A 20,900-nucleotide genomic window follows, 5' to 3' on the forward strand; every position below is an offset into this window, starting at 1 on the left:
ACCCTGCGCGACTACGCGGCGATCGGCGACGGGAGGACGGTCGCACTGATCGCGCGGGACGGCAACGTCGACTGGATGCCGGTGCCCGACCTCGGATCGACCCCCGCGTTCGCCGCGCTGATCGACCCGGAGTCCGGCGGCTGCGTCGAGCTGCGGCCCGAGGAGCCCGCCGAAGTCACCCGCAGGTACCTGCAGGACACCAACGTCCTCGAGACCACGTTCACGACCGAGTCGGGATCCGTCACGGTCACCGACGCGCTCGTCACCGGCATCGCGGGCCGCCTGCCGTGGGCCGAGCTGGCCCGGCGCGTCGACGGGGTCGAGGGCGAGGTGCGGATGCGCTGGGCCGTCCGACCCGGCACGGGCCTGGGCACGGTCTCGCCGTGGATCCAGAACGCCGACGGCCGCTCGCTCATCCGCGCCGGCGACATCACCATCGGCATCACCGGTCAGGAGCACGGACCCGACGGCGACGACGCCCCTCGGGAGCCGGCGACGAGCTCACCGGGGCCTTCACCGTCACGGGCGGGAAGAAGCCGTCGCGCCACGTCCTCGTGGTCTCGGCCACGCGCGACGAGCCGCTGCACTTCCCCGATGCGCACAACGTCGACCGGGGCATCGACCGCACGATCCGCAGCTGGCTCGCCTGGTCCGAGGAGTTCTCGTACGACGGCCCGTGGGCCGACGCCGTGCAGCGCAGCGCGCTCGCACTCAAGCTGCTGATCTACTCGCCCACCGGCGCGATCGCGGCGGCCGCCACCACGTCGCTCCCCGAGTCGCCCAACGGCGGCAAGAACTGGGACTACCGCTTCGCCTGGGTGCGCGACGCCGCCTACACCGCGCACGCGCTCGTGCGGTTCGGTCTGCGCGAGGAGACGCACGCGGCCCTGTCGTGGCTCCTGCGCACCATCAAGGAGCACGGCCCGGACCTGCACATCTTCTACGGGCTCGACGGCTCGCTGCCCAGCGGGGTGACGGAGTACGACGTGCCCGGCTGGGCGGGCATCGGTCCGGTCGTCCTCGGCAACGGCGCGCAGAACCAGCTGCAGCTCGGCGTGTTCGGCGACCTCTTCGACATCTGCCGCATCTACGTCGACTCGGGGAACGTGCTCGACATCCAGACCGGCCGGCTGCTCTCGCGCGTCGCCGACACCACCTGCGACCTCTGGCGCAACCGCGACGCCGGCATGTGGGAGCTGAAGGAGGAGCAGCACTACACGTCCTCCAAGATGGGCTGCTGGCGAGGCGCTGGACGCCGCCGTGCACCTCGCCGAGGTCGGGCAGATCCCGGGCAGCCCCGACCGGTGGCGGTTCGAGCGCGACCGCCTCCGCGAGTGGATCGAGGAGCACTGCTGGTCCGAGGAGCTGGGCTCCTACGTGATGTACCCCGGCTCGTCCGAGCTCGACGCCTCGGTGCTGCTGCACGCCCCGAGCGGGTACGAGCGCGGCGAGCGGATGATCTCGACGATCGACGCCCTGGTGGGCGAGCTCGGCCGCGGCGCCCTGATGTTCCGCTACTCCGGCATGGAGGGGGAGGAGCACCCTTCGTCGCCTGCTCGTTCTGGCTGGCCTCGGCGCTCGCCTGCGTCGGCCGGCACGACGAGGCGATCGCGCTGATGGACGAGCTGGTCGCCACGATGCCCAACGACGTCGGCATCATGTCCGAGATGGTCGCGACCGATGATCTGGCCTTCTGGGGCAACCTGCCGCAGGGCCTCAGCCACCTGGCGCTCGTCAACGCGGCGATCACCATCGAGGAGCTCGCACCCGAGAAGGTCGGGTCGAGGAAGCCCGGGTCGAGGAAGCCCGGGAGCGGCAAGAGGAGGAGTTCATGAGCGAGCTGAGCGCACGTCTGTTCCGCGACACCCGGGCGATCCTGGTCGAGAGCCCGTTCTGGCTCGACGGCCGGCTGCTGTGGTGCGACATCTCGACCGGCACGATCCACGCGAGCGCGCTCGACGGAGCCGTCGACGGCTCCGACGACCTGGTCGTGCCCGTCGAAGCTCCGCTGGGGTCGTTCCAGCCGGCGCGCGGGGGCGGCTTCGTCGCGGCCCTGGGCGACCGGATCGTGCTGCTCGACGACGCGTTCGCGATCGAGCGCGAGCTGGCTCCGATCGAGCACGTCCACGCCGGTCTGCGGATGAACGAGGGCAAGTGCGACCCCTCCGGGCGGTTCGTCGCGGGGTCGATGAACCTCACCACCGAGGAGCCGGACGGCGCTTCTACCGCGTGGACGCCTCCGGGCGCCCGAGACCCTGCTGGGCGGCTTCGCCGTCGCGAACGGCTTCGAGTGGTCCGGAGACGGCGCGACGTTCTACTTCACCGACACGGGCGTCTCGACCGTCTTCCGCTGCTCGTACGGCGACGAGCTCGGCGAGCCGGAGCCGTTCCTCGTCGGCCGGTCGTTCGACGGCCTCGCCCTCGACGTCGACGGCTGCTTCTGGACCGGAGCGAACGGCGAGAGCGCCGTGCTGCGCTGGAGCCCCGAGGGGAGCTCCTCGACGAGATCGCGATCCCCGCTCCGAACGTGACCGGACTGGGCTTCGGCGGAACGGACCTGTCGACCCTGTTCGTCGGCACCGCCCGCGAGAAGCTCGAGGAGCAGCAGCTCGTCGACGCCCCGCTCTCGGGTGGGATCTTCGCGATCGACACCCCCACACGCGGTAGACCTGCGGAGGTGTTCGGCGCAAGTCGTTGAGCGACTCGGGCGGGGGAGCGTAGACCGGAGTTATGGACCTAGGAATCGCCGGACGCACCGCCCTCGTCACCGGAGCCGACTCGGGCATCGGGCTCGCCACCGCCACGCTCCTGCTCGCGGAGGGCGCGACCGTCGTCGTGTCGGACCGCGATCAGGAGAAGCTCGACGCGGCGGCCGCCGGGCTCGACGCTCCGGACGGACGCCTGCACGCCTTCGCCGCCGACGTCACGAGTGTCGAGGAGCTCGCCGCCCTGCACGCGCAGGTCGCCGAGGCCGTCGGCGAGATCGACATCCTCGTGCAGAGCGCGGGCGTCACCGGCGCCCAGGGCCTCTTCCACGAGATCGACGACGAGGGCTGGACCAGCACGCTCGAGACCGACCTGCTCGGGCCCGTGCGGCTCGTGCGCGAGTTCCTCCCTGACCTGCGCAGCGGAGGATGGGGCGGCTCGTGCTCGTCGCCTCCGAGGACGCGGTGCAGCCCTACGACGACGAGCTGCCGTACTGCGCCGCGAAGGCCGGAGTGCTCGCACTGGCCAAGGGGCTCGCGCTCGGCACGCCCTCGAGGGCCTGCTCGTGAACGCGGTCTCGCCCGCGTTCATCCGCAGCCCCATGACCGACGCGATGATGCAGAAGCGAGCGGAGCAGCGCGGCACGTCGACGGACGAGGCGATCGCGTCGTTCCTCGACGAGGAGCGCCCGTACATGGAGCTCAAGCGCCGCGGCGAGACCGACGAGGTCGCGGCTGTGATCGCGTTCCTCTGCTCCGAGCGGGCCTCGTTCGTGAACGGATCCAACTACCGCGTCGACTCGGGCTCGGTCGCGACGATCTGATCTCCTTCCGCGCGCCCGGAGTCAACCCCCATCGCTCTGGGCCCCCGTCCGGGCGGCGTCCAGCCGCAGCAGCCAGACTCGGTGGAGGGGATCACCCCGACACCGTCAAGAGAAAGGAATGGTCCATGACCACCACCCTCGAACGCCACGTCGAAGCCCCCGCCGGCTCCGGAGCCAAGACCAGCCGTCGTCAGAACGCCGAGAAGGGCTTCAAGGCCTCGAAGGAGCTGCTCGACAGCCTCCAGATCGTCCTCGTCGACCTGATCGAGCTCCACGTGCAGGGCAAGCAGGCGCACTGGAACGTCGTCGGCAAGAACTTCCGCGACCTGCACCTGCAGCTCGACGAGATCATCGAGGCCGCGCGCGAGTTCAGCGACGACATCGCCGAGCGCATGCGCGCGCTGCACGGCATCCCGGACGGCCGCAGCGACACCGTCGCGGCGACCACCACCCTGCCCGAGTACCCGCACGGCGAGATCGACACCGCCGAGACGGTCGACCTCGTCACCATCCGCCTCGAGAACACCGCCGCCACCATGCGCGAGGTGCACGACCAGGTCGACGAGGAGGACCCGACCAGCGCGGACCTCCTGCACGCGATCATCCAGAGCCTCGAGCAGTTCGCCTGGATGGTGTCGGCCGAGAACCGCCGCACCTCCACCGCGAAGTAGCACTCCGCAGCACTGACGACAGAGGGACCCCGCACTGCGCGGGGTCCCTCTTCGCGTGCGGTCACCGCTGACCGAGGAGCGCGCGCTTCCTGCTGATCGAGTAGCGCGCGCAGCGCGCCTATAGAGATCCCCGTCCTCGGGGCCGCAGGCGTCCGCTCGGGCACCGACAGTAGGGTCGAGGGCATGAGCACGCAGGTTTCCGAGCTGTTCGACGCGAGCCGGTGGGAGCCGGTGCGCGGCTTCGACGCTCTCGAGGACATCACCTACCACCACGACCGCACCGGGCGCATCGCCCGCGTCGCCTTCGACCGGCCGGAGGTGCGCAACGCGTTCCGCCCGCGCACCGTCGACGAGCTCTACAACGCGCTCGAGGACGCCCGGACGAACCCGCGCATCGGCGTCGTGATCCTCACCGGCAACGGCCCGAGCCCCAAGGACGGCGGCTGGGCGTTCTGCTCCGGCGGCGACCAGCGGATCCGCGGGCGCGACGGCTACCGCTACTCCGACGGCGAGACGGCCGAGGGGATCGACGCCGCACGCTCGGGCCGCCTGCACATCCTCGAGGTGCAGCGCCTCATCCGCTTCATGCCCAAGGTCGTGCTCGCGGCAGTGCCCGGCTGGGCGGCGGGCGGCGGCCACTCGCTCCACGTGGTCTGCGACCTCACGATCGCCTCGGCCGAGCACGGCCGCTTCAAGCAGACGGACGCCGACGTGGGCCTGTTCGACGCCGGCTACGGCTCGGCGTACTTCGCCCGCCAGATCGGGCAGAAGGCGGCCCGCGAGGTCTTCTTCCTCGCCCGCGAGTACTCGGCGCAGCGCGCCTACGAGATGGGCGCGGTGAACGCGGCGGTGCCCCACGCCGAGCTCGAGTCGACGGCGCTGGAGTGGGCCGAGACGATCCTGACCAAGTCGCCCACCGCGATCCGCATGCTCAAGTACGCGTTCAACGCGGTCGACGACGGGCTCGTCGGCCAGCAGCTCTTCGCCGGCGAGACGACGCGGCTCGCCTACGGCACCGACGAGGCCGTCGAGGGCCGCGACTCCTTCCTCGAGAAGCGCGAGCCCGACTGGTCCCCGTTCCCGTGGCAGTACTGAGCCCATGACCCGGGAGCTGATCGCGGTCGACCTCGCCCGGAGCAGGTGCTGATCGCCCTGCGCGCCGCCCTGGACGGCAGCGGCCCGGCGATCCGCGTCGCCGCCCCCGGAGCGTCGGAATCCGCCGCCGCGGTGGTTCCGCAGCGCGTGGCCGTCGTGGTCGAGACCTCCGGCTCCTCCGGCCCGCCCAAGCGCGTCGCGCTCGCGACCGGGGCTCTGCTGACCAGCGCCGCCGCCACCCTCGCCGAGCTCGGCGGACCGGGCCGCTGGCTGTTGTGCCTCCCCACCCATTACATCGCGGGGTGCAGGTGCTCGTGCGCTCGATCACCGCCGACGCCGACCCGGTCGTCCTGCCCGAGGGGCACTTCGATCCGCTCGCGTTCCTGGAGCTCGCCCGGACGATGCCCGCGGGCGAGCGCCGCTACTCCTCCCTCGTGCCGGTGCAGCTCGCACGGCTGCTCGACGCGGCGGAGGCGGACCCGGCCCAGGCCGCGACGCTCCGCTCGTTCGACGGGCTGCTGATCGGAGGGCAGGCCGCCCCGCAGCCGCTGCGCGACCGGGCTGCGGCGCTCGGGGTGCAGGTGCGCCTGACCTACGGCCTCGAGCGAGACGGCGGGCGGCTGCGTCTACGACGGCTCGCCGCTGCGCGACGTCCGGGTCCGGATCGACGACGGACAGGTGCTGCTCGGCGGGCCGACCCTCGCCGAGGGCTACCTCGACGCCGACGGCGGGTTCGACGTCGACCGCACGGCGGCCGCGTTCACCAGCATCGCGGGGGAGCGCTGGTACCGCACCGGCGACGCGGGCGAGCTGGTCGACGGACGACTCCGCGTGACCGGCCGCCTGGACAGGGTGATCGTCTCGGGCGGGGAGAAGGTCTCGCTCGACGCGGTCGAGAAGGTGCTGCGCGACGGCGCCGTCCCCGATGCGGTCGTCGTGCGCCGTGCCGACGAGCAGTGGGGCGAGGTGCCCGTGCTGGTGACGACGTCCGGGCGGCTCTCGCCGACGTCAGATCCGCGGTGCAGGAGGCGCTCGGCCGCGCGGCCCGGCCCGCCGCGGTGCTGCGCGTGGAGGCCGTGCCGCTGCTCGCCTCCGGCAAGCCGGACCGCCGTGCCTTGGAGGGCCTCGCCGCGACCGCGGACTGAGGCGTCTCGGTAGGATTCCCTCCGTGTCGAGTACGAGTCGCAAGAAGAAGCCGCAGGCGAAGCCCCGGAGCGGCCGTCCCGGCGGCAACCCGCAGAAGGTGCAGGTCGCCCCGGCCGGACCGCGCGAATGGATCGCGGGAGCCCGCCTGCGCACGCTCCCGCTCGCGATCGCCCCCGTGCTGATCGGCACCGGAGCGACCCAGGTCACCGACGAGGGCTGGCACTGGGTCCGCGCCCTGCTCTGCCTCGCGGTCTCGCTGGCGCTCCAGATCGGCGTCAACTACGCCAACGACTACTCCGACGGCGTGCGCGGCACGGACGCGAACCGCGTCGGCCCCTCGCGCCTCACCGGCTCCGAGCGGCGAAGCCGAAGCAGGTGCTCACGGTCGCCCTGGTCTTCTTCGGCCTCGCCGCCGTCGCCGGACTCGTGCTCACCGTGCTGTCCGGCCACTGGTGGTTCCTGCTCGTGGGCGCCGCCGCCATCGCGGCCGGCTGGTTCTACACGGGCGGCCGCCGCCCCTACGGCTACCTCGGCCTCGGCGACGTGTTCGTCTTCGTGTTCTTCGGCCTCGTCGCCACCGTCGGCACCACCTTCGTGCAGATCGGCCGCACCAATCAGGAGTCGTGGCTCGGCGCGGTCGCCGCCGGCCTCTTCGCCTGCGCGGTGCTGATGGTCAACAACATCCGCGACATCCCGACCGACCGGGCGTCGGGCAAGCGGACCCTCGCCGTGATCGTCGGCCCGACCGTCGCCCGCGCGCTGTACAGCGCGTTCGTGCTGGTGCCCTTCGGCATCTCGGTGATCCTGGCGCTGTTCTACCCGCTCGCCTGGCTGACGCTGTTCGTGCTGCTGGCGATCCTGCCGGCGATCCTCATCACGCTCACCGCGCGCACGGCGAAGGAGCTGATCCTGGCCCTGCAGCTGACGAGCCTGGGCGGGCTGGCGTACGCGGCGATCCTCGGGGCGGCGCTCGCGTTCTGAGACGCCACGGCGCCGAGGCGCTGGTGCGCTGAGGCGCCCTAGCGCTCCTCGCGCGATCGGTCGACCGCGGCGTCCTCGATGTCGTCGTCGGTCGGGGCGCGGGGCACGTCCTTGCGGCGCTCGTAGATCGCCTCGGCGATGGCCTCGCGGGGCCTGCGCAGGACGATGTAGGAGAGCGACATGCTGGCGATCGCCGCGACGACGCCCGCGGTGACCGCCGCGGTCAGCTCGGAGTCGACGAAGTTGCGGGCGGGCAGGTAGACCAGGACGAAGACAGCGGCGAACATCGCCAGACGCAGGAGCGAGTAGACGACGACGGCGCGGCTGAGTTTCACCGGGACAGTGTACGTCGGCCCCCGCACGCGCTTCCGTGAGCACCCCGGGAGCCTCCTGTCCAGCCTCCGAGCGCCCGGTCCGCGAACAGCAGGCGGACGTAGACTGAACTCTGTGATCCGCCTCGTTATCGGCCTGCTCGTGGCCCTCGCCGTCTTCACGGTCTACACCGTGATCGATGTCGCGATGAGCAATCGCCACGCGGTGCGCGCGATCCCCAAGTGGTCCTGGGTCCTCGTGGTCCTCCTGCTGCCGGTGATCGGCGCTGGGCTGTGGTTCTGGATCGGCCGTCCCCGCAAGCAGCGTGTGAACGGGCGCCGCTTCACGGCTCCGGACGACGACCCCGACTTCCTCGGCACGATCCGCCAGGAGCGCGATCCCGAGAAGGAGCGCGAGCAGGCCGAGCGCATCGCCCAGCTCGAGCGCGACCTCGCCGATCTGGACGACCCCGACAAGTCCGACGGCCCCGGCCGACGGGATGCCTGAGCACCCTCCGGTCGCGCCCTCCACCCGTTCCGCGGTCGACCTCCTCGCCCGCTTCGTCGCGCTCGGCGTCCGCGACGTCGTCGTGTCCCCGGGATCGCGGTCGCAGGCGCTGGCCCTCGTCGCCGCCGAGCTCGAGACGCGCGGGGCGATCCGGTTGCACGTGCGCGTCGACGAGCGCTCGGCCGGCTTCCTCGCGCTGGGGCTCGCGCTGGAGTCCGGACTGCCGGCGCTGGTGATCACCACCTCCGGGACCGCGACCGCCAACCTGCACCCCGCCGTCCTCGAGGCCGACGCCTCGGACGTGCCGCTGATCGTGCTGACCGCGGACCGCCCGGACGAGCTGCGCGGCATCCGCTCCAACCAGACGACGGAGCAGCGCGAGCTCTACGGCCGCGCCGTGCGGCTGTTCGAGGACGTCCCCGCGCCCGGTCCCGAGTCGCTGCCGGAGGAGACCGCCGCGCTCGCCGACCGGGCTCGCCGCTGCGCTGCACCCCGGCGGCCCGGTGCACCTCAATCTGGCGTTCCGCGATCCGCTCTCCTCGCGGCTGCCGGCGTTCGAGGTCCCCGTGGCCGAGGCGCCCCCCGTGCGCGGTCCCGCCGAGGAGGTCGAGCGCGTCGTCGCCGGGCCGGACGAGCCGCTGACGGTCGTCATCGCCGGGGACAAGGCGGGGGACGTCGCCGAGGCGACCGCCCGCGCGGGCGACTGGCCCTGCTGGCCGAGGTCTCCTCCGGGCGCGCTTCGGGCCGCAGCTGGTGGTCGCCTGGCGGCGACTGCTCGGCGAGCCGGACTTCGGCGGGCGGGTGCGGCGCGCGATCGTGTTGGGACATCCGACGCTCTCGCGGGAGGTGCCGGAGCTGCTGCGCCGCGAGGACGTCGAGGTGATCGTCGTCGACCGCGGTCGCCCGCAGTTCTACAACCCGGGCCGTCGTGCGCGGCGGGTCGCGGGAGTGGAGGTGGTGCGCCCCGCCGACGCGCCGCGTCCCGATCGCGCCGAGCGCGCGTGGGCCGGCTCCTGGGTGTTCAGCAGCCGCGCGCTCGTGGAGGATCCGGACGCGCTGCCCGAGGCCCCCGACGGCGGCACCATGTCGCTGGAGGACCGGCGCAGCTTCGCCCGCAACGCCCTCGCCGCCGTGCGCGCGCCCTCACCCGCGAGTTCGTCGTGTCGGCGGTCTGGCGCGTGACCTGGCCGCACGACCGCCTGCTCTTCGGGGCGTCGCGCCTCATCCGCGTGGCCGACGGCGTGCTGCCGGGCAAGAAGGTCACGGTGCACGCCAACCGCGGCCTCGCCGGCATCGACGGCACCGTGTCGACGGCGCTCGGCATCGCCGTGGCGTCGCAGTCGACCGAGCGCGGAGCGGCGGGAGTGACGCGCGTGATCCTCGGCGACCTCACGCTGCTGCACGAGGCTGGCGGACTGATGCTCGCTCCCGGCGAGCGGCGGCCGCGGGTGCAGCTCGTCGTCGTGAACGACGGGGGAGGCACGATCTTCGACGGCCTCGGAGGTCGCGTCGAGCTCGGCGCCGGACGCGTTCGACCGCGTGCAGTTCACTCCGCAGTCGGTGGATCTGGAATCGCTGGCGCGGGCGTACGGATGGTCGTACTCGCGGGTCTCGACGCGCGGGGAGCTCGAGCAGGTGCTGACGGCGCCGGGGGACGGGCCGGGGATCGTGGAGGTGCCGCTGGGGCGGTGAATCGTGCGGGAAGGCGCTCCTCCACCGGCGTGGGCCGAGCCGGTTCCTCCCCCGATGCCGAGCACTGCGGAACGCGTGACGGGACTTGCCGCTTCACTGAACGCATGGCGGAGACGGGATCGGATTCAGCGGCGCTGAGCAAGGTGCGGGTTCTCGGCGACCGAGCGGCGGAGCTCGCGCTCAGCGCGGCACCGGTGCTCCTCGCCGCCGCGGAGGCCCTGCACGCGGGATACCGAGCGGCGCTGGCGAGCCCTCTGTCGTTCGCGCGAGGGCGGAGCCTCACCGCAAGCGGGGCACGCGATCTCGTGGCGCGATCGATCCGGGCCGAGTTCGCGGTGGTCCTGCAGATCTCGGAGCGGGCCGTGACCCGCGAGATCGAGCACGCGCAGTTGCTGGTCGACGAACTGCCGCGCACGCGCGCCGCACTCGCCGCGGCGCGCATGCGGTGGGAGGCGGGCCAGGTGATCTGCGCGGTCGCGGGGTCCCTTCCCGCGGGTTCGCGCGCGGCTCTCGACGAGCGGGCGGTCGTGCTCGCCGTGGCGATGACTCCGACCCAGCTGCGGCGTGCTCTCGCCCTGCTCCGGGACGAGCTGCACGAGCAGCCGCTCGCTGAGCGGCACGCGCGGGCTCGCGAGGACCGGGCGGTCTGGCTGCGACCCGAGGCCGACGGGATGGCGACGCTCTGCGCGCACGTACCGGCGCCGATCGCGGTGGGCGCGCTGGCCCGTCTCGACCGGATCGCTCGCGGACTGCGCGGTGCCTCTCCTGCCGACGGGCGCGCTGACGAGCGGACTCTCGCCCAGCTGCGCGCCGATGCGTTCGGCGACCTCCTGTGCCACGGCGACGTCGCGGGCACCTCACCGGAGGTCGGCACGGAGGCGCCGACGACCTTCCTCCCCGGCATCCGTGCGGAGGTGAGGATGACGATGGCGGCGACCACCGCGTCGGGAGCCGACGATGCCCCGGTCGACCTCGACGGGTACGGGCTCGTGCCCGCCGACGCGGCGGACGAGCTCGTCGGATCGGGCACGAGCTTCACGCCGGTCGGGATCGACGAGAGGACCGGCGCGGTCGTCTCGGTCGGGCGCACGCACCGCGTGCCACCACCGCGGATGCGGCTGCTGGTGCGGCTGCGCGACCGGACCTGCCGCTTCCCGGGCTGCACCCGGTCGGCGTCCGCGACCGAGGCCGATCACACGATCGAATGGCGGAAGGGCGGAGAGACATCTCCCGGGAACCTCGCCTCGCTGTGCGTCGCCCACCATCACGTCCGGCACGGCGATCGCTGGACCTACGTCCTCCATCCGGACGGCGTGGCCGACTGGACCACGCCGACCGGGAGAAGCGTGACGACTCGGCCCGTGGCGCTGGAGCGCCGTCCGGTGCTGCCGAGCACGGTGTCCGTCGAGGAGCCGCCTCCCTCCTGAGGAGGGAGAGCGGTGGCCGGCGCCGACGGCCGCCGCAGTCGGTCGGTGCAGAGAAGCGGAGGGGCGAGAGGATCCGGCTCGGGGAGTCGTGATGACCGCCACGTCGATGCGCCTTCGCGCGCGACGTCGAGAGTGGACGCTCGCGTGCGCGGCTCAGCTCAGCGCGTCCTGCACCGGGCGGAACTTGATCCGCGTCTCGGCCAGTTCGGCGTCGGGGTCGCTGTCGGCGACGATCCCGGCACCCGCCCACGCAGTGAGATCGCCGTCGTCGTCGATCTGGGCGCTGCGCAGGCCCACGGCCCACTCGCCGTCGCCGCGGCCGTCGATCCAGCCCACTGGCCCGGCGTAGCGGCCGCGGTCGAAGGGCTCGAGCTCGTCGATCAGCTGGAGCGCCGAGGCGGTGGGCGTGCCGGCGACGGCGGCCGTCGGGTGCAGGGCGTCGACCAGGTCGAGCGCCGTCGAGGCATCGCCGAGCGTGCCGCGCACGTCGGTGGCCAAGTGCCACAGGTTCGGGAGCTTCAGCGTGAACGGCTCGCCGCTCGCGCTCAGCGACGATGTGTGCGGCCGCAGCTCCCTCAGCAGGCTCGCGATCGCGAAGGCGTGCTCGGAGCGGTCCTTGGCGCTGTCGAGGAGACCCTGCGCGATGGCCGCGTCGGACGCCGCGTCCGTCCCGCGCGCGCTCGTGCCGGCGAGGACCCGCGCGGTGATCGCTCCGTGGTCGACCCCCACGAGGGTCTCGGGGCTCGCGCCGACGAAGCCGTCGACGGCGAAGTCCAGCAGTCGGGATAGGTCGAGGCGAAGTCGACCAGGATCCGCCGCAGATCCGCACCGCGGGGCAGGTGCTCGCGGAGGTCGCGCGCCAGCACGACCTTCTCGAGCGCCCCGGCGCGGATGCTGCCGACCGCCGAGGCCACCGCCGAGCGGTAGCCGTCCGGCGTCATGCGCGCCGGGCAGGAGGAGAGGCGGTACTCGTCGCCGAACGGCCGTGCGGCGGGCCGGTCCGCGCCTGATCCGCCATCGGAGGTGATCGTGGTGAGCCAGGAGCGACCGCCGCGCGCGCCGACGACCGTCCGCGGCACGATCAGCACGCTGGTCGCCGACGAGCGGCTCGAGAAGGCGAACGCACCGAAGGCGACGAGCCCCGAACCCGGCAGTCCGATCGGATCGTCGACCACGGCGGAGGCGCACAGCGCCCGCCACGCGTCGGCGGCCTCGCGCAGTCGGTCGGGCCCCGAGAACTCGAGCCGGAGCGCCTCGCCGAGACCGACGAGTCCGGAGCCGTTCCGCTGCCAGAGGAGGGGACGCCGCGGATCCGCGAGAGAGGGGAGCGCCGCGGGGGAGTCCAGCGGGGTCGTCCCCACGTGGAGAGGAGGAGCCCCGGCGCCGATGAGCGTCACGCCCTAAGGCTACGCCCGCGCCGATGGGCCCTCCTCCGGATCGGGAGGGTGTGCAGACCGGCCGCCCCGCGCCGGAGCGGCGGACGTCCCACGCCCCGCGCCCTCCCGCAGGATCCGCGCCGGTACCGTGATGCGCGCCGGAGCCGCCCGCTAGGCGGAGCAGGGCGGTTCCGGTTCCTCGCACGTCCTCCCGCAACCCCGCGCGGGAGGCGGATCCACAGCCGCCGCGCCGCCGCTCGCTCTAGACTCGATGATCGTGACTAAGGCAGACCTCACCAAGCGCCCCGACGAGGTCGCCGCCATGTTCGACACGGTGGCGCCCGCTTACGACCTGACCAACACGGTCCTCTCCGCCGGCAACGACCACCTCTGGCGCATCGCCACGACGCGGGCCGTGAACCCCGTGAAGGGCGAGCGGATCCTCGACGTCGCCGCGGGCACGGGCACCTCCTCCGCCTCCCTCGCGCGCTCCGGTGCCGAGGTCGTCGCCGCGGACTTCTCGCCCGGCATGATCTCGGTCGGCCGCCGGCGCCAGGCCGGCAACGAGCTGATCGAGTTCGTGCAGGCCGACGCGATGGACCTCCCCTTCGAGGACGAGTCCTTCGACGCCGTCACGATCTCGTTCGGACTGCGCAACGTCGCCGAGGCCGCGCACGGCGCTCGCCGAGTTCTTCCGCGTGGTGAAGCCGGGCGGTCGCGTCGTGATCTGCGAGTTCTCGACTCCGCCCGTGAAGCCCCTCGCCGCGGCCTACGACCTCTACCTCTCGCGGGTGATGCCGGCCGTCGTGAGCATCGCCTCGTCGAACGACCCCGCCTACGACTACCTCGGCGACTCCATCCGTGCCTGGCCCGAGCAGAAGGTCGTGGCGTCGTGGCTGCGCGGAGCCGGCTTCGAGCGCGTCGCCTACAAGAACCTCACCTTCGGAATCGTGGCGCTGCACCGCGGCATCAAGCCGATCGTCGCGACCTCATGAGCGCCGGAGCCGACCCGGGCCGAGACGTTAGGGTTTCAGTGTGAACGCCACTGCGCCCGTCGCCCGCCGCAGCCCGTCCCTGACGGCGCAGCTCGGCCTCTCCGAGCGCATCTTCTCGACCGCGTCGGACCGCTCGCTCGCCCGCGCGATCGACGAGGGCCTCGAGCTGGTCGAGTCGGGGCTGGTCCACCAGCTCTCGTTCGCCGACCAGGTCGCCGACGTCTCGACGCGCTACCTGCTCGAGGCGGGCGGCAAGCGCGTCCGCCCGATGCTCACGCTCCTCGCCGCGCAGCTGGGCCGCGGCAACACCCCGCAGGTGCTGCTGGGCGCCCAGGCGATCGAGATCACGCACCTCGCCTCGCTGTACCACGACGACGTCATGGACGAGGCGGAGAAGCGCCGCGGCGTCCCCTCCGCCCAGACCGTGTGGGGCAACAACGTCGCGATCCTCACCGGCGACCTGCTCTTCGCCCGCGCCAACCAGCTGATGATCGAGCTCGGCGACCGCGCGATCCGCCTCCAGGCCGACACCTTCGAGCGCCTCGTCCTCGGCCAGCTGCACGAGACCGTCGGCCCGACCGACGGCGAGGACCCGGTCGAGCACTACCTCTCGGTGCTCGCCGACAAGACCGGCTCGCTCATCGCGGCCGCCGGTCGCACCGGCGTCGTCTTCGCCGACGGCCCGGCCGAGTACGAGGAGGCGATGCGCGTCTTCGGCGAGAAGATCGGTGTCGCGTTCCAGATCGTCGACGACGTCATCGACCTCTCCCCGCAGCCTGAGGAGACCGGCAAGAACCCGGGCACCGACATCCGCGCCGGCGTCTCCACGCTGCCGATCCTGCGTCTGCGCGAGCGGGCTGAGTCCGACCGCGAGGCGGCCGTGCTGCTGGCCCGCATCGAGAGCTACGTCAGCCGCACCCACGACGAGATCGCGCACACCGACGAGCAGCACGCCGACATCTCGGACGCCATCGCGCAGCTGCGCGACCACGACGTGACGGCGCAGACCCTCGCCGAGGCCCACCGCTGGGCCGACGAGGCCGTCGCCGCCCTCGCCCCGCTGCCCGACGGCTCGGTCCGCAAGGCGCTCACGCGCTTCGCGGACACCGTCGTCGACCGCAACGGCTGACCCCGATCGTCGCGGCGCTCCCTGCGCCGCAGGAAATGAGACCGGACGTGCGCCGCGGCGCCCCGGCAGGAGGAACGCAATGACCAAGCTCAGGCTGGCCATCGTCGGCGCGGGGCCCGCGGGCATCTACGCCGCCGACCTCATGATCAAGGCCGAGAAGAAGTACGACGTCTCGATCGACCTGTTCGAGCAGCTCCCGGCGCCGTACGGCCTGGTCCGCTACGGAGTCGCCCCCGACCACCCGCGCATCAAGGGCATCGTCAACGCCCTGCGCGAGGTCCTCGACCGCGGAGACATCCGCATCTTCGGCAACGTGCACTTCGGCACCGACCTCACCCTCGAGGACCTGAAGCGGCACTACCACGCGGTCATCTTCTCGACCGGAGCGATCCGCGACGCCCCGCTCGACGTCCCCGGCGTCGACCTCGAGGGCTCGTACGGAGCGGCCGACTTCGTCAGCTGGTTCGACGGGCACCCCGACGTGCCGCGCACCTGGCCGCTCGAGGCCTCCTCGGTCGCGGTCATCGGCAACGGCAACGTGGCGCTCGACGTCTCGCGGATGCTCGCCAAGCACGCCGACGACCTGCTGCCCACCGAGGTCCCGCCGAACGTCTACGAGGGCCTGAAGGCGTCGCCCGTCACCGACGTGCACGTCTTCGGCCGCCGCGGCCCGGCGCAGGTCAAGTTCACGCCGCTCGAGCTCCGCGAGCTCGGCGAGCTGCGCGACGTCGACATGATCGTGCACGACGAGGACTTCGTGCTCGACCCCGCCTCGCAGGCCGCGATCGAGACCAACAAGCAGGTCATGGTCATCAACCGCGTGCTGAACCAGTGGCGCACGCGCGAGACGGGCGGCGCGTCGCGCCGACTCCACCTGCACTTCTGGGCCAAGCCGCTCGAGTTCGTCGACGACGGGGAGGGCCGCGTCGCCGCGATCCGCTACGAGCGCACCGAGCCGGACGGCGAGGGCGGCGTGCGCGGCACGGGCGAGATCCGCGAGGTGCCGGTGCAGGCCGTGTACCGCGCGGTCGGCTACTTCGGCTCCCCGCTCGACGGCCTCCCGTTCGACGAGATGCGCGGAGTGATCCCCAACCGCGAGGGCCAGGTCCTCGACGACGAGGACCAGCAGGTCCACGGCGTCTACGCCACCGGCTGGATCAAGCGCGGCCCGGTCGGCCTCATCGGCCACACCAAGTCCGACGCGATGGAGACCGTGGGCCACGTGCTGCGCGACCAGGCGTCGTGGTGGACCCCGGCGCACCCCGAGGAGTCGGCGATCGTGGCGCTCCTCGAGGAGCGCGGTGTCGCCTACACCGACCTCGAGGGCTGGCACCGCCTCGACGAGCACGAGCAGGCGCTCGGCGCTCCGGAGGGACGCGCCCGCGTCAAGGTCGTGCCGCGCGAGGACATGATCGCGATCTCCCGCGCCGAGACTGTCGCGGGCTGACCCCACGCTCGTCCGAAGGCCCTCCGGTGCGCACCGGGGGGCCTTCGTGCATGTCGGAGGGCTCCCGTACACTGCGGGCAGCCGCGAGGGCGGCGCGAAGGACGGGGATGCGATGACCAGCACGACGACAGCGGGGCCGCACGATGTCATCCGGGTGCGCGGTGCCCGGCAGAACAACCTCCGGGGCGTCGACGTCGACATCCCCAAGCGCCGCATCACCGTGTTCACGGGGGTCTCGGGCTCGGGCAAGTCGTCGCTCGTCTTCGGCACGATCGCCGCCGAGTCGCAGCGGCTCATCAACGAGACCTACCCCGCCTTCGTGCAGCAGTTCATGGGCTCGCCCGCGCGGCCCGACGTCGAGTCGCTCGACGGGCTCTCGGCGACCATCGTGGTCGACCAGGAGCGCATGGGCGCCAACGGCCGCTCCACGGTCGGCACCGCGACCGACGCGTACACCATGCTGCGCATCCTCTTCAGTCGGATCGGCGACCCGCACGCCGGCACGAGCGGCGCGTTCTCGTTCAACCTGCCCGAGGGCATGTGCCCGCGCTGCGAGGGCACCGGCCGCGCCTCCGACATCGACCTCGACGCGCTCTTCGACCGCTCGAAGTCGCTCGAGGGCGGCGCGCTCGACGCGATCCCCAACTTCGTCGTCGGCGGCTGGTACTGGAAGGCCCTCGCCGAGTCGGGCCTGTACCCGGCCGACCGCCCGATCGCCGAGTTCACCCCGGAGCAGCTCGACGCGTTCCTCTACCGCCCCGCCACCAAGATGGCGATCGGGGGGATGAACCTCACGTACGAGGGCCTGGTGGTGAAGGTCACCCGGCTCTACCTGGCGAAGGAGTCGCCCCAGGCGCACATCCGCGCGTTCGCCGAGCGCGTGGCCACCTTCGCCGCCTGCCCCGAGTGCGGGGAGCGCGGCTCACCCGCGCGGCGCTCGCCTCCCGCATCGCCGGGCGCAACATCGCCGAGTGCTCCTCGATGCAGGCGACCGACCTGGCCGAGTGGCTCCGCGGCGTCGACGACCGCTCCGTCGCCCCGATCGTCGAGACCCTGCTCGGCACCCTCGACTCGCTCGTGCAGGTCGGTCTCGGCTACCTCTCGCTCGATCGCGAGTCCGGCACGCTGTCGGGCGGCGAGGCGCAGCGCGTCAAGATGGTGCGGCACCTCGGCTCCAGCCTCACCGACATCACCTACGTCTTCGACGAGCCGACCGCCGGACTGCACCCGCACGACGTCTCGCGCATGATCGAGCTGCTGCGCCGCCTCCGTGACAAGGGCAACACGGTGCTCGTCGTCGAGCACAAGCCCGAGATCATCGTGATCGCCGACCACGTCGTCGACCTGGGGCCGCGAGCGGGTGCGCACGGCGGCGAGATCCGCTTCGAGGGATCGGTCGAGGGCCTGCGCGGCTCCGACACCCTCACCGGGAGGCACCTCGACCACCGCGTGCCGCTGAAGGCGGAGGTGCGCACGCCGACCTCGTTCGCCGAGATCCGCGGGGCGGCCACGCACAACCTCCGCGGCGTCGACGTCGACGTGCCGCTCGGGGTGCTGACGGTCGTCACCGGCGTCGCCGGGTCGGGCAAGTCCTCGCTCATCCACGGCAGCCTCGCCAAGCGGCCCGGAGTGGTCGTGGCCGACCAGTCGCCCATCCGCGGTTCGCGCCGCAGCAACCCGGCGACCTACACCGGCGTCCTCGACGCGATCCGCGCGGCGTTCGCGAAGGCCAACGGAGTGAAGCCCGCGCTGTTCAGCGCCAACTCCGCCGGAGCGTGCCCCGTCTGCAAGGGGGCGGGGCTCATCTTCACCGAGCTCGGACCGGCCGCCACCGTCTCGTCGGTCTGCGAGGAGTGCGAGGGCAAGCGCTTCACCGCCGAGGTGCTCGAGTACCGCCTGCGGGGCCTGAACATCCACGAGGTGCTCTCGCTGCCGATCGTCGAGGCCGCCGAGTTCTTCGGCTCGGGTCCCGCGCACACGATCCTCGCGCGCCTGGTCGACGTGGGCCTGGGCTACCTGACCCTCGGTCAGCCGCTCAACACGCTCTCGGGCGGCGAGAGGCAGCGCCTCAAGCTCGCGATCAACATGGCCTCGAAGGGCGCGGTGTACATCCTGGACGAGCCGACGACGGGCCTGCACCTCGCCGACGTCGACAACCTGCTGGGTCTGCTCGACCGGCTGGTCGACTCCGGCAGCTCGGTGATCGTGATCGAGCACCACCAGGCGCTGATGGCGCACGCCGATTGGATCATCGACGTGGGCCCCGGCGCCGGTCACGACGGCGGCTCGATCGTCTTCGAGGGCACGCCTCGCGATCTCGTCGCGGACGGAGCCACCCTCACCGCCCGCGCGCTGAAGGCGTACGCGTCCTGAGCGGGGCATGGCGCCCGGACGTCCTGGGGCCCGGCTTCGAGCAGCGCACCCTGCCCCTCGGCGAGGACGACGAGGGAGAGGTCGTCGCGACCCTGGTGCGCCACCGGCCGGCCGCGCCGCGCTGGCCGGGCCCCGCCTCCGGAGTGGACGTCCTCTACGTGCACGGCTGGAGCGACTACTTCTTCCAGACCGAGCTCGCCGAGTTCTGGCACGGGCTCGGCGCGCGCTTCTTCGCCCTCGACCTGCGCAAGTACGGCCGCAGCCTGCGGCCCCACCAGACACCGGGCTTCGCGACCGACCTCACCGTCTACGACGAGGATCTCGCGGCCGCCCGGGCGGCGATGGCCGAGCACAAGCACCGCGACCGCCGGCTCGTGCTGATGGGGCACTCGACGGGCGGGCTGACGCTGAGCCTCTGGGCGGCCCGCCATCCCGACGAGCTGTCGGCGCTCGTCCTCAACAGTCCGTGGCTCGAGTTCCAGGCCCGCTCGGTGGGCCGTCAGATGCTCGCGCCGTGGATGATGCTGCGCGCCCGCGTCGCTCCGCACGGCACTCTGCCCCCGATCGATCAGGGCTTCTACTCGCGCACCGTCTCGGCGACGCTCGAGGGGGAGTGGGAGTACGACCCCGCCTGGCGACCGGAGCGCGGGTTCCCGGTGAGCCCGGCCTGGCTGGCGACGGTGCTCGCGGGGCACCGCCGCGTCGAGCGCGGGCTGAACCTGCGGATGCCCGTGCTGACGATGCTCTCCTCCCGCAGCGTGCTGCTGCCGTGGTGGAGCGACGAGATGCGCTCGGCCGATGTGGCCCTCGACGTGCGGTCGATCGGCGAGCGCGCCGCGACGCTGGGATCCACGGTGACGATCGTCCGCCTGGACGGAGCCGTGCACGACGTCGTGCTCTCGGCGCCCCGGATCCGAGCTCGCGCCTACGCCGAGCTCGAGCGGTGGGCGCGCGGCTACCTCGCCCCCGACCGCCCGGCGGAGGGGCGGGGCGCGTCCTTCGCCGAGCGGCTCAGCGCGAGAACGGCCGCGCAGCGCCGCCCACTGCAGGAGCATGATCGTCTTCGCGTCCACGATCTGGACCCCGATCTGGGTGAGGGCCTCGTCGAACGAGAGCTCCACGACCTCGGTGTCCTCGCCCTCGTCGGCGAGGCCGGCGAAAGCGCCCTCCCGGGAGCCGGCGCGGTAGCGTCCGGCGTAGAAGTGCAGCATCTCGGTGATCGAGCCGGGGCTCATGTAGGCGTCGAAGACGTGCTCGAGCCGGCCGACCTCGAGACCGGTCTCCTCCGAGGCCTCGCGGCGGGCGCCCTCCTCGGGCCCCTCCTCGTCGAGCAGGCCGGCGGGCACCTCGAGGAGCATGCCGTCGAGGTTCCCGTTGACGTAGGTGGGGTAGCGGAACTGCCGCACGAGCACCACGGTGCGCGCATCGGCGTCGTACAGCAGCACGGCCGCCCCGTTGCCGCGGTCGTACGTCTCGCGGTGCTCGGTGGTCACTCGGCCGTCGCGGTGGCGGTACTCGAACTCGGTCGTGCGCAGGACGTACCAGTGGCTCGAGAGCAGGGTCACCCGCTTCACGTCGACGTCGGGGTTGCCGGTGAGGTCGTAGCCCTCCTGATCGAGGCCGGTGCGGCCCCGGCGGTCGGGCTCGTCGATCCCGGCGGTCATGCTCGTGCTCCTGCGGTCGACATCCTCAGCGGAAGTTGACGAACTGGAGGTCGAGATCGAGGTCCGCGCTCTTGAGCAGCGCCATCGTGGCCTGCAGGTCGTCGCGGCTCTTGGACGAGACGCGCAGCTCGTCGCCCTGGATCTGCGACTTGACGGACTTGGGGGCCTCGTCGCGGATCAGCTTGTTGATCTTCTTCGCGTGCTCCTGGTCGATGCCGTCCTTGAGCGTCGACTCGATCCGGTACTCCTTGCCCGAGGGGAAGGGCTCGCCGGAGTCGAGGCTCTTCAGGCTGATGCCGCGCTTGATCAGCTTCGACTGGAAGACGTCTAGGATCGCGTTCGCGCGCTCCTCCGTGTTGGCCTTGATCAGGATCTTCTCGCCGCTCCAGGCGATCGAGGCGCCCACGTTCTTGAAGTCGTAGCGCTGCTCGACCTCCTTGTGCGCCTGGTTGAGGGCGTTGTCCGCCTCCATCTTGTCGACCTTGCTGACGACGTCGAACGTTGAATCTGCCATGACTGCGAGTTTAGCTTCCGGGCGTCCCGGCCTCCCGGGCGG

General features: G+C 72.3%; 16 protein-coding genes and 8 pseudogenes. 19 read left to right on the plus strand and 5 right to left on the minus strand.

Features of this window, described 5'->3' with window-relative positions:
* Positions 1-75 precede the first annotated feature (75 nt).
* Together AC0CII_RS21305 and AC0CII_RS21310 are read left to right on the plus strand one after the other, a co-directional pair.
* Positions 76-723, plus strand: coding sequence for a hypothetical protein (locus AC0CII_RS21305; RefSeq protein WP_465230570.1), 648 nt, complete (start codon positions 76-78; stop codon positions 721-723).
* Positions 690-1,190 (plus strand): annotated as a pseudogene (locus tag AC0CII_RS21310) (glycoside hydrolase family 15 protein); the annotation flags it as partial. The gene AC0CII_RS21305 and the pseudogene AC0CII_RS21310, both read left to right, overlap by 34 nt.
* A gap of 23 nt (positions 1,191-1,213) precedes the next feature.
* On the opposite strand, the gene AC0CII_RS21315 reads toward AC0CII_RS21310, so the two are convergent.
* Positions 1,214-1,753, minus strand: coding sequence for a Vmc-like lipoprotein signal peptide domain-containing protein (locus AC0CII_RS21315; RefSeq protein WP_465231046.1), 540 nt, complete (start codon positions 1,751-1,753; stop codon positions 1,214-1,216).
* A gap of 78 nt (positions 1,754-1,831) precedes the next feature.
* Here AC0CII_RS21315 and AC0CII_RS21320 point away from each other — a divergent pair, with 78 nt between their 5' ends.
* The 8 genes and pseudogenes from AC0CII_RS21320 (at position 1,832) to AC0CII_RS21355 (ending at position 7,422) form a co-directional block, all read left to right on the plus strand.
* Entirely contained in the window at positions 1,832-2,698 is an 867-nt protein-coding gene (locus AC0CII_RS21320) for an SMP-30/gluconolactonase/LRE family protein (RefSeq protein ID WP_465230571.1), read from the plus strand.
* Positions 2,699-2,730: 32 nt separating this feature from the next.
* A pseudogene (locus tag AC0CII_RS21325) lies at positions 2,731-3,081 on the plus strand (SDR family NAD(P)-dependent oxidoreductase); the annotation flags it as partial.
* A 65-nt stretch (positions 3,082-3,146) separates the two neighbouring features.
* Positions 3,147-3,275 carry a hypothetical protein gene (locus tag AC0CII_RS21330; RefSeq protein ID WP_465231145.1) on the plus strand — a complete coding sequence of 43 codons (129 nt, stop codon included), beginning with the start codon at positions 3,147-3,149 and terminating at the stop codon, positions 3,273-3,275.
* Positions 3,272-3,529: an SDR family oxidoreductase gene (locus tag AC0CII_RS21335; RefSeq protein WP_465231047.1), complete on the plus strand. Its 258-nt coding sequence runs from the start codon at positions 3,272-3,274 to the stop codon at positions 3,527-3,529. The genes AC0CII_RS21330 and AC0CII_RS21335 overlap by 4 nt, the downstream gene beginning before the upstream one ends.
* Positions 3,530-3,654: 125 nt before the next feature.
* The gene (locus tag AC0CII_RS21340; protein WP_055790487.1) at positions 3,655-4,200 is read left to right on the plus strand and encodes a Dps family protein; all 546 of its coding nucleotides are present in this window, start codon (positions 3,655-3,657) and stop codon (positions 4,198-4,200) included.
* A gap of 183 nt (positions 4,201-4,383) precedes the next feature.
* Complete coding sequence (locus tag AC0CII_RS21345) at positions 4,384-5,295, plus strand: 1,4-dihydroxy-2-naphthoyl-CoA synthase (RefSeq protein WP_465230572.1); 912 nt, start codon at positions 4,384-4,386, stop codon at positions 5,293-5,295.
* A gap of 302 nt (positions 5,296-5,597) precedes the next feature.
* Entirely contained in the window at positions 5,598-6,440 is an 843-nt protein-coding gene (locus AC0CII_RS21350) for a hypothetical protein (protein WP_465230573.1), read from the plus strand.
* Positions 6,441-6,463: 23 nt separating this feature from the next.
* Positions 6,464-7,422 (plus strand): annotated as a pseudogene (locus AC0CII_RS21355) (1,4-dihydroxy-2-naphthoate polyprenyltransferase).
* 38 nt (positions 7,423-7,460) lie between these two features.
* On the opposite strand, the gene AC0CII_RS21360 reads toward AC0CII_RS21355, so the two are convergent.
* Positions 7,461-7,757 carry a DUF4229 domain-containing protein gene (locus AC0CII_RS21360; protein WP_207405442.1) on the minus strand — a complete coding sequence of 99 codons (297 nt, stop codon included), beginning with the start codon at positions 7,755-7,757 and terminating at the stop codon, positions 7,461-7,463.
* A 112-nt stretch (positions 7,758-7,869) separates the two neighbouring features.
* On the opposite strand from AC0CII_RS21360, the gene AC0CII_RS21365 reads away from it, so the two are divergent.
* Genes AC0CII_RS21365 through AC0CII_RS21380 form a run of 4 tightly spaced genes read left to right on the plus strand, consistent with a single transcriptional unit; the run spans position 7,870 to position 11,360 of the window.
* Complete coding sequence (locus tag AC0CII_RS21365; RefSeq protein WP_207405440.1) at positions 7,870-8,241, plus strand: PLDc N-terminal domain-containing protein; 372 nt, start codon at positions 7,870-7,872, stop codon at positions 8,239-8,241.
* Positions 8,234-9,124, plus strand: a complete 891-nt coding sequence (locus AC0CII_RS21370; protein ID WP_465230574.1) for a thiamine pyrophosphate-binding protein — start codon at positions 8,234-8,236, stop codon at positions 9,122-9,124. Before AC0CII_RS21365 ends, AC0CII_RS21370 begins: the two co-directional genes overlap by 8 nt.
* Positions 9,121-9,423, plus strand: a complete 303-nt coding sequence (locus tag AC0CII_RS21375) for a hypothetical protein (protein ID WP_465230575.1) — start codon at positions 9,121-9,123, stop codon at positions 9,421-9,423. Before AC0CII_RS21370 ends, AC0CII_RS21375 begins: the two co-directional genes overlap by 4 nt.
* Positions 9,420-11,360, plus strand: a complete 1,941-nt coding sequence (locus tag AC0CII_RS21380) for a DUF222 domain-containing protein (protein ID WP_465230576.1) — start codon at positions 9,420-9,422, stop codon at positions 11,358-11,360. Before AC0CII_RS21375 ends, AC0CII_RS21380 begins: the two co-directional genes overlap by 4 nt.
* A 153-nt stretch (positions 11,361-11,513) precedes the next feature.
* Here the strand turns inward: AC0CII_RS21380 and AC0CII_RS21385 are convergent.
* Positions 11,514-12,757: pseudogene (locus tag AC0CII_RS21385) on the minus strand (isochorismate synthase).
* Between the two features lie 250 nt (positions 12,758-13,007).
* On the opposite strand from AC0CII_RS21385, the pseudogene ubiE reads away from it, so the two are divergent.
* The 5 genes and pseudogenes from ubiE to AC0CII_RS21410 all read left to right on the plus strand — a co-directional run.
* A pseudogene (gene ubiE, locus AC0CII_RS21390) lies at positions 13,008-13,731 on the plus strand (bifunctional demethylmenaquinone methyltransferase/2-methoxy-6-polyprenyl-1,4-benzoquinol methylase UbiE).
* 40 nt (positions 13,732-13,771) lie between these two features.
* Entirely contained in the window at positions 13,772-14,860 is a 1,089-nt protein-coding gene (locus AC0CII_RS21395; RefSeq protein ID WP_465226523.1) for a polyprenyl synthetase family protein, read from the plus strand.
* Between the two features lie 79 nt (positions 14,861-14,939).
* Positions 14,940-16,307, plus strand: coding sequence for an FAD-dependent oxidoreductase (locus AC0CII_RS21400; RefSeq protein WP_465226522.1), 1,368 nt, complete (start codon positions 14,940-14,942; stop codon positions 16,305-16,307).
* A gap of 112 nt (positions 16,308-16,419) precedes the next feature.
* A pseudogene (locus AC0CII_RS21405) lies at positions 16,420-18,680 on the plus strand (ATP-binding cassette domain-containing protein).
* 158 nt (positions 18,681-18,838) lie between these two features.
* Positions 18,839-19,408, plus strand: a pseudogene (locus tag AC0CII_RS21410) (alpha/beta hydrolase); the annotation flags it as partial.
* A gap of 369 nt (positions 19,409-19,777) precedes the next feature.
* Here the strand turns inward: AC0CII_RS21410 and AC0CII_RS21415 are convergent.
* Positions 19,778-20,344: pseudogene (locus AC0CII_RS21415) on the minus strand (NUDIX domain-containing protein); the annotation flags it as partial.
* Between the two features lie 25 nt (positions 20,345-20,369).
* Positions 20,370-20,858 carry a YajQ family cyclic di-GMP-binding protein gene (locus tag AC0CII_RS21420; RefSeq protein WP_465226520.1) on the minus strand — a complete coding sequence of 163 codons (489 nt, stop codon included), beginning with the start codon at positions 20,856-20,858 and terminating at the stop codon, positions 20,370-20,372.
* Positions 20,859-20,900 lie beyond the last annotated feature (42 nt).

The organism is Rathayibacter sp. AC182 (genome assembly GCF_979253875.1).

What these genes read in the sequence shown, in the direction of transcription:
- AC0CII_RS21400 (WP_465226522.1), top strand. Translation starts at nt 14,940, where the DNA reads ATGACCAAGCTCAGGCTGGCCATCGTCGGCGCGGGGCCCGCGGGCATC.
- AC0CII_RS21340 (WP_055790487.1), top strand. Translation starts at nt 3,655, where the DNA reads ATGACCACCACCCTCGAACGCCACGTCGAAGCCCCCGCCGGCTCCGGA.
- AC0CII_RS21315 (WP_465231046.1), bottom strand. Translation starts at nt 1,753, where the DNA reads ATGGTGATCGCCGCGTTGACGAGCGCCAGGTGGCTGAGGCCCTGCGGC.
- AC0CII_RS21370 (WP_465230574.1), top strand. Translation starts at nt 8,234, where the DNA reads ATGCCTGAGCACCCTCCGGTCGCGCCCTCCACCCGTTCCGCGGTCGAC.
- AC0CII_RS21420 (WP_465226520.1), bottom strand. Translation starts at nt 20,858, where the DNA reads ATGGCAGATTCAACGTTCGACGTCGTCAGCAAGGTCGACAAGATGGAG.
- AC0CII_RS21320 (WP_465230571.1), top strand. Translation starts at nt 1,832, where the DNA reads ATGAGCGAGCTGAGCGCACGTCTGTTCCGCGACACCCGGGCGATCCTG.
- AC0CII_RS21345 (WP_465230572.1), top strand. Translation starts at nt 4,384, where the DNA reads ATGAGCACGCAGGTTTCCGAGCTGTTCGACGCGAGCCGGTGGGAGCCG.
- AC0CII_RS21305 (WP_465230570.1), top strand. Translation starts at nt 76, where the DNA reads ATGCCGGTGCCCGACCTCGGATCGACCCCCGCGTTCGCCGCGCTGATC.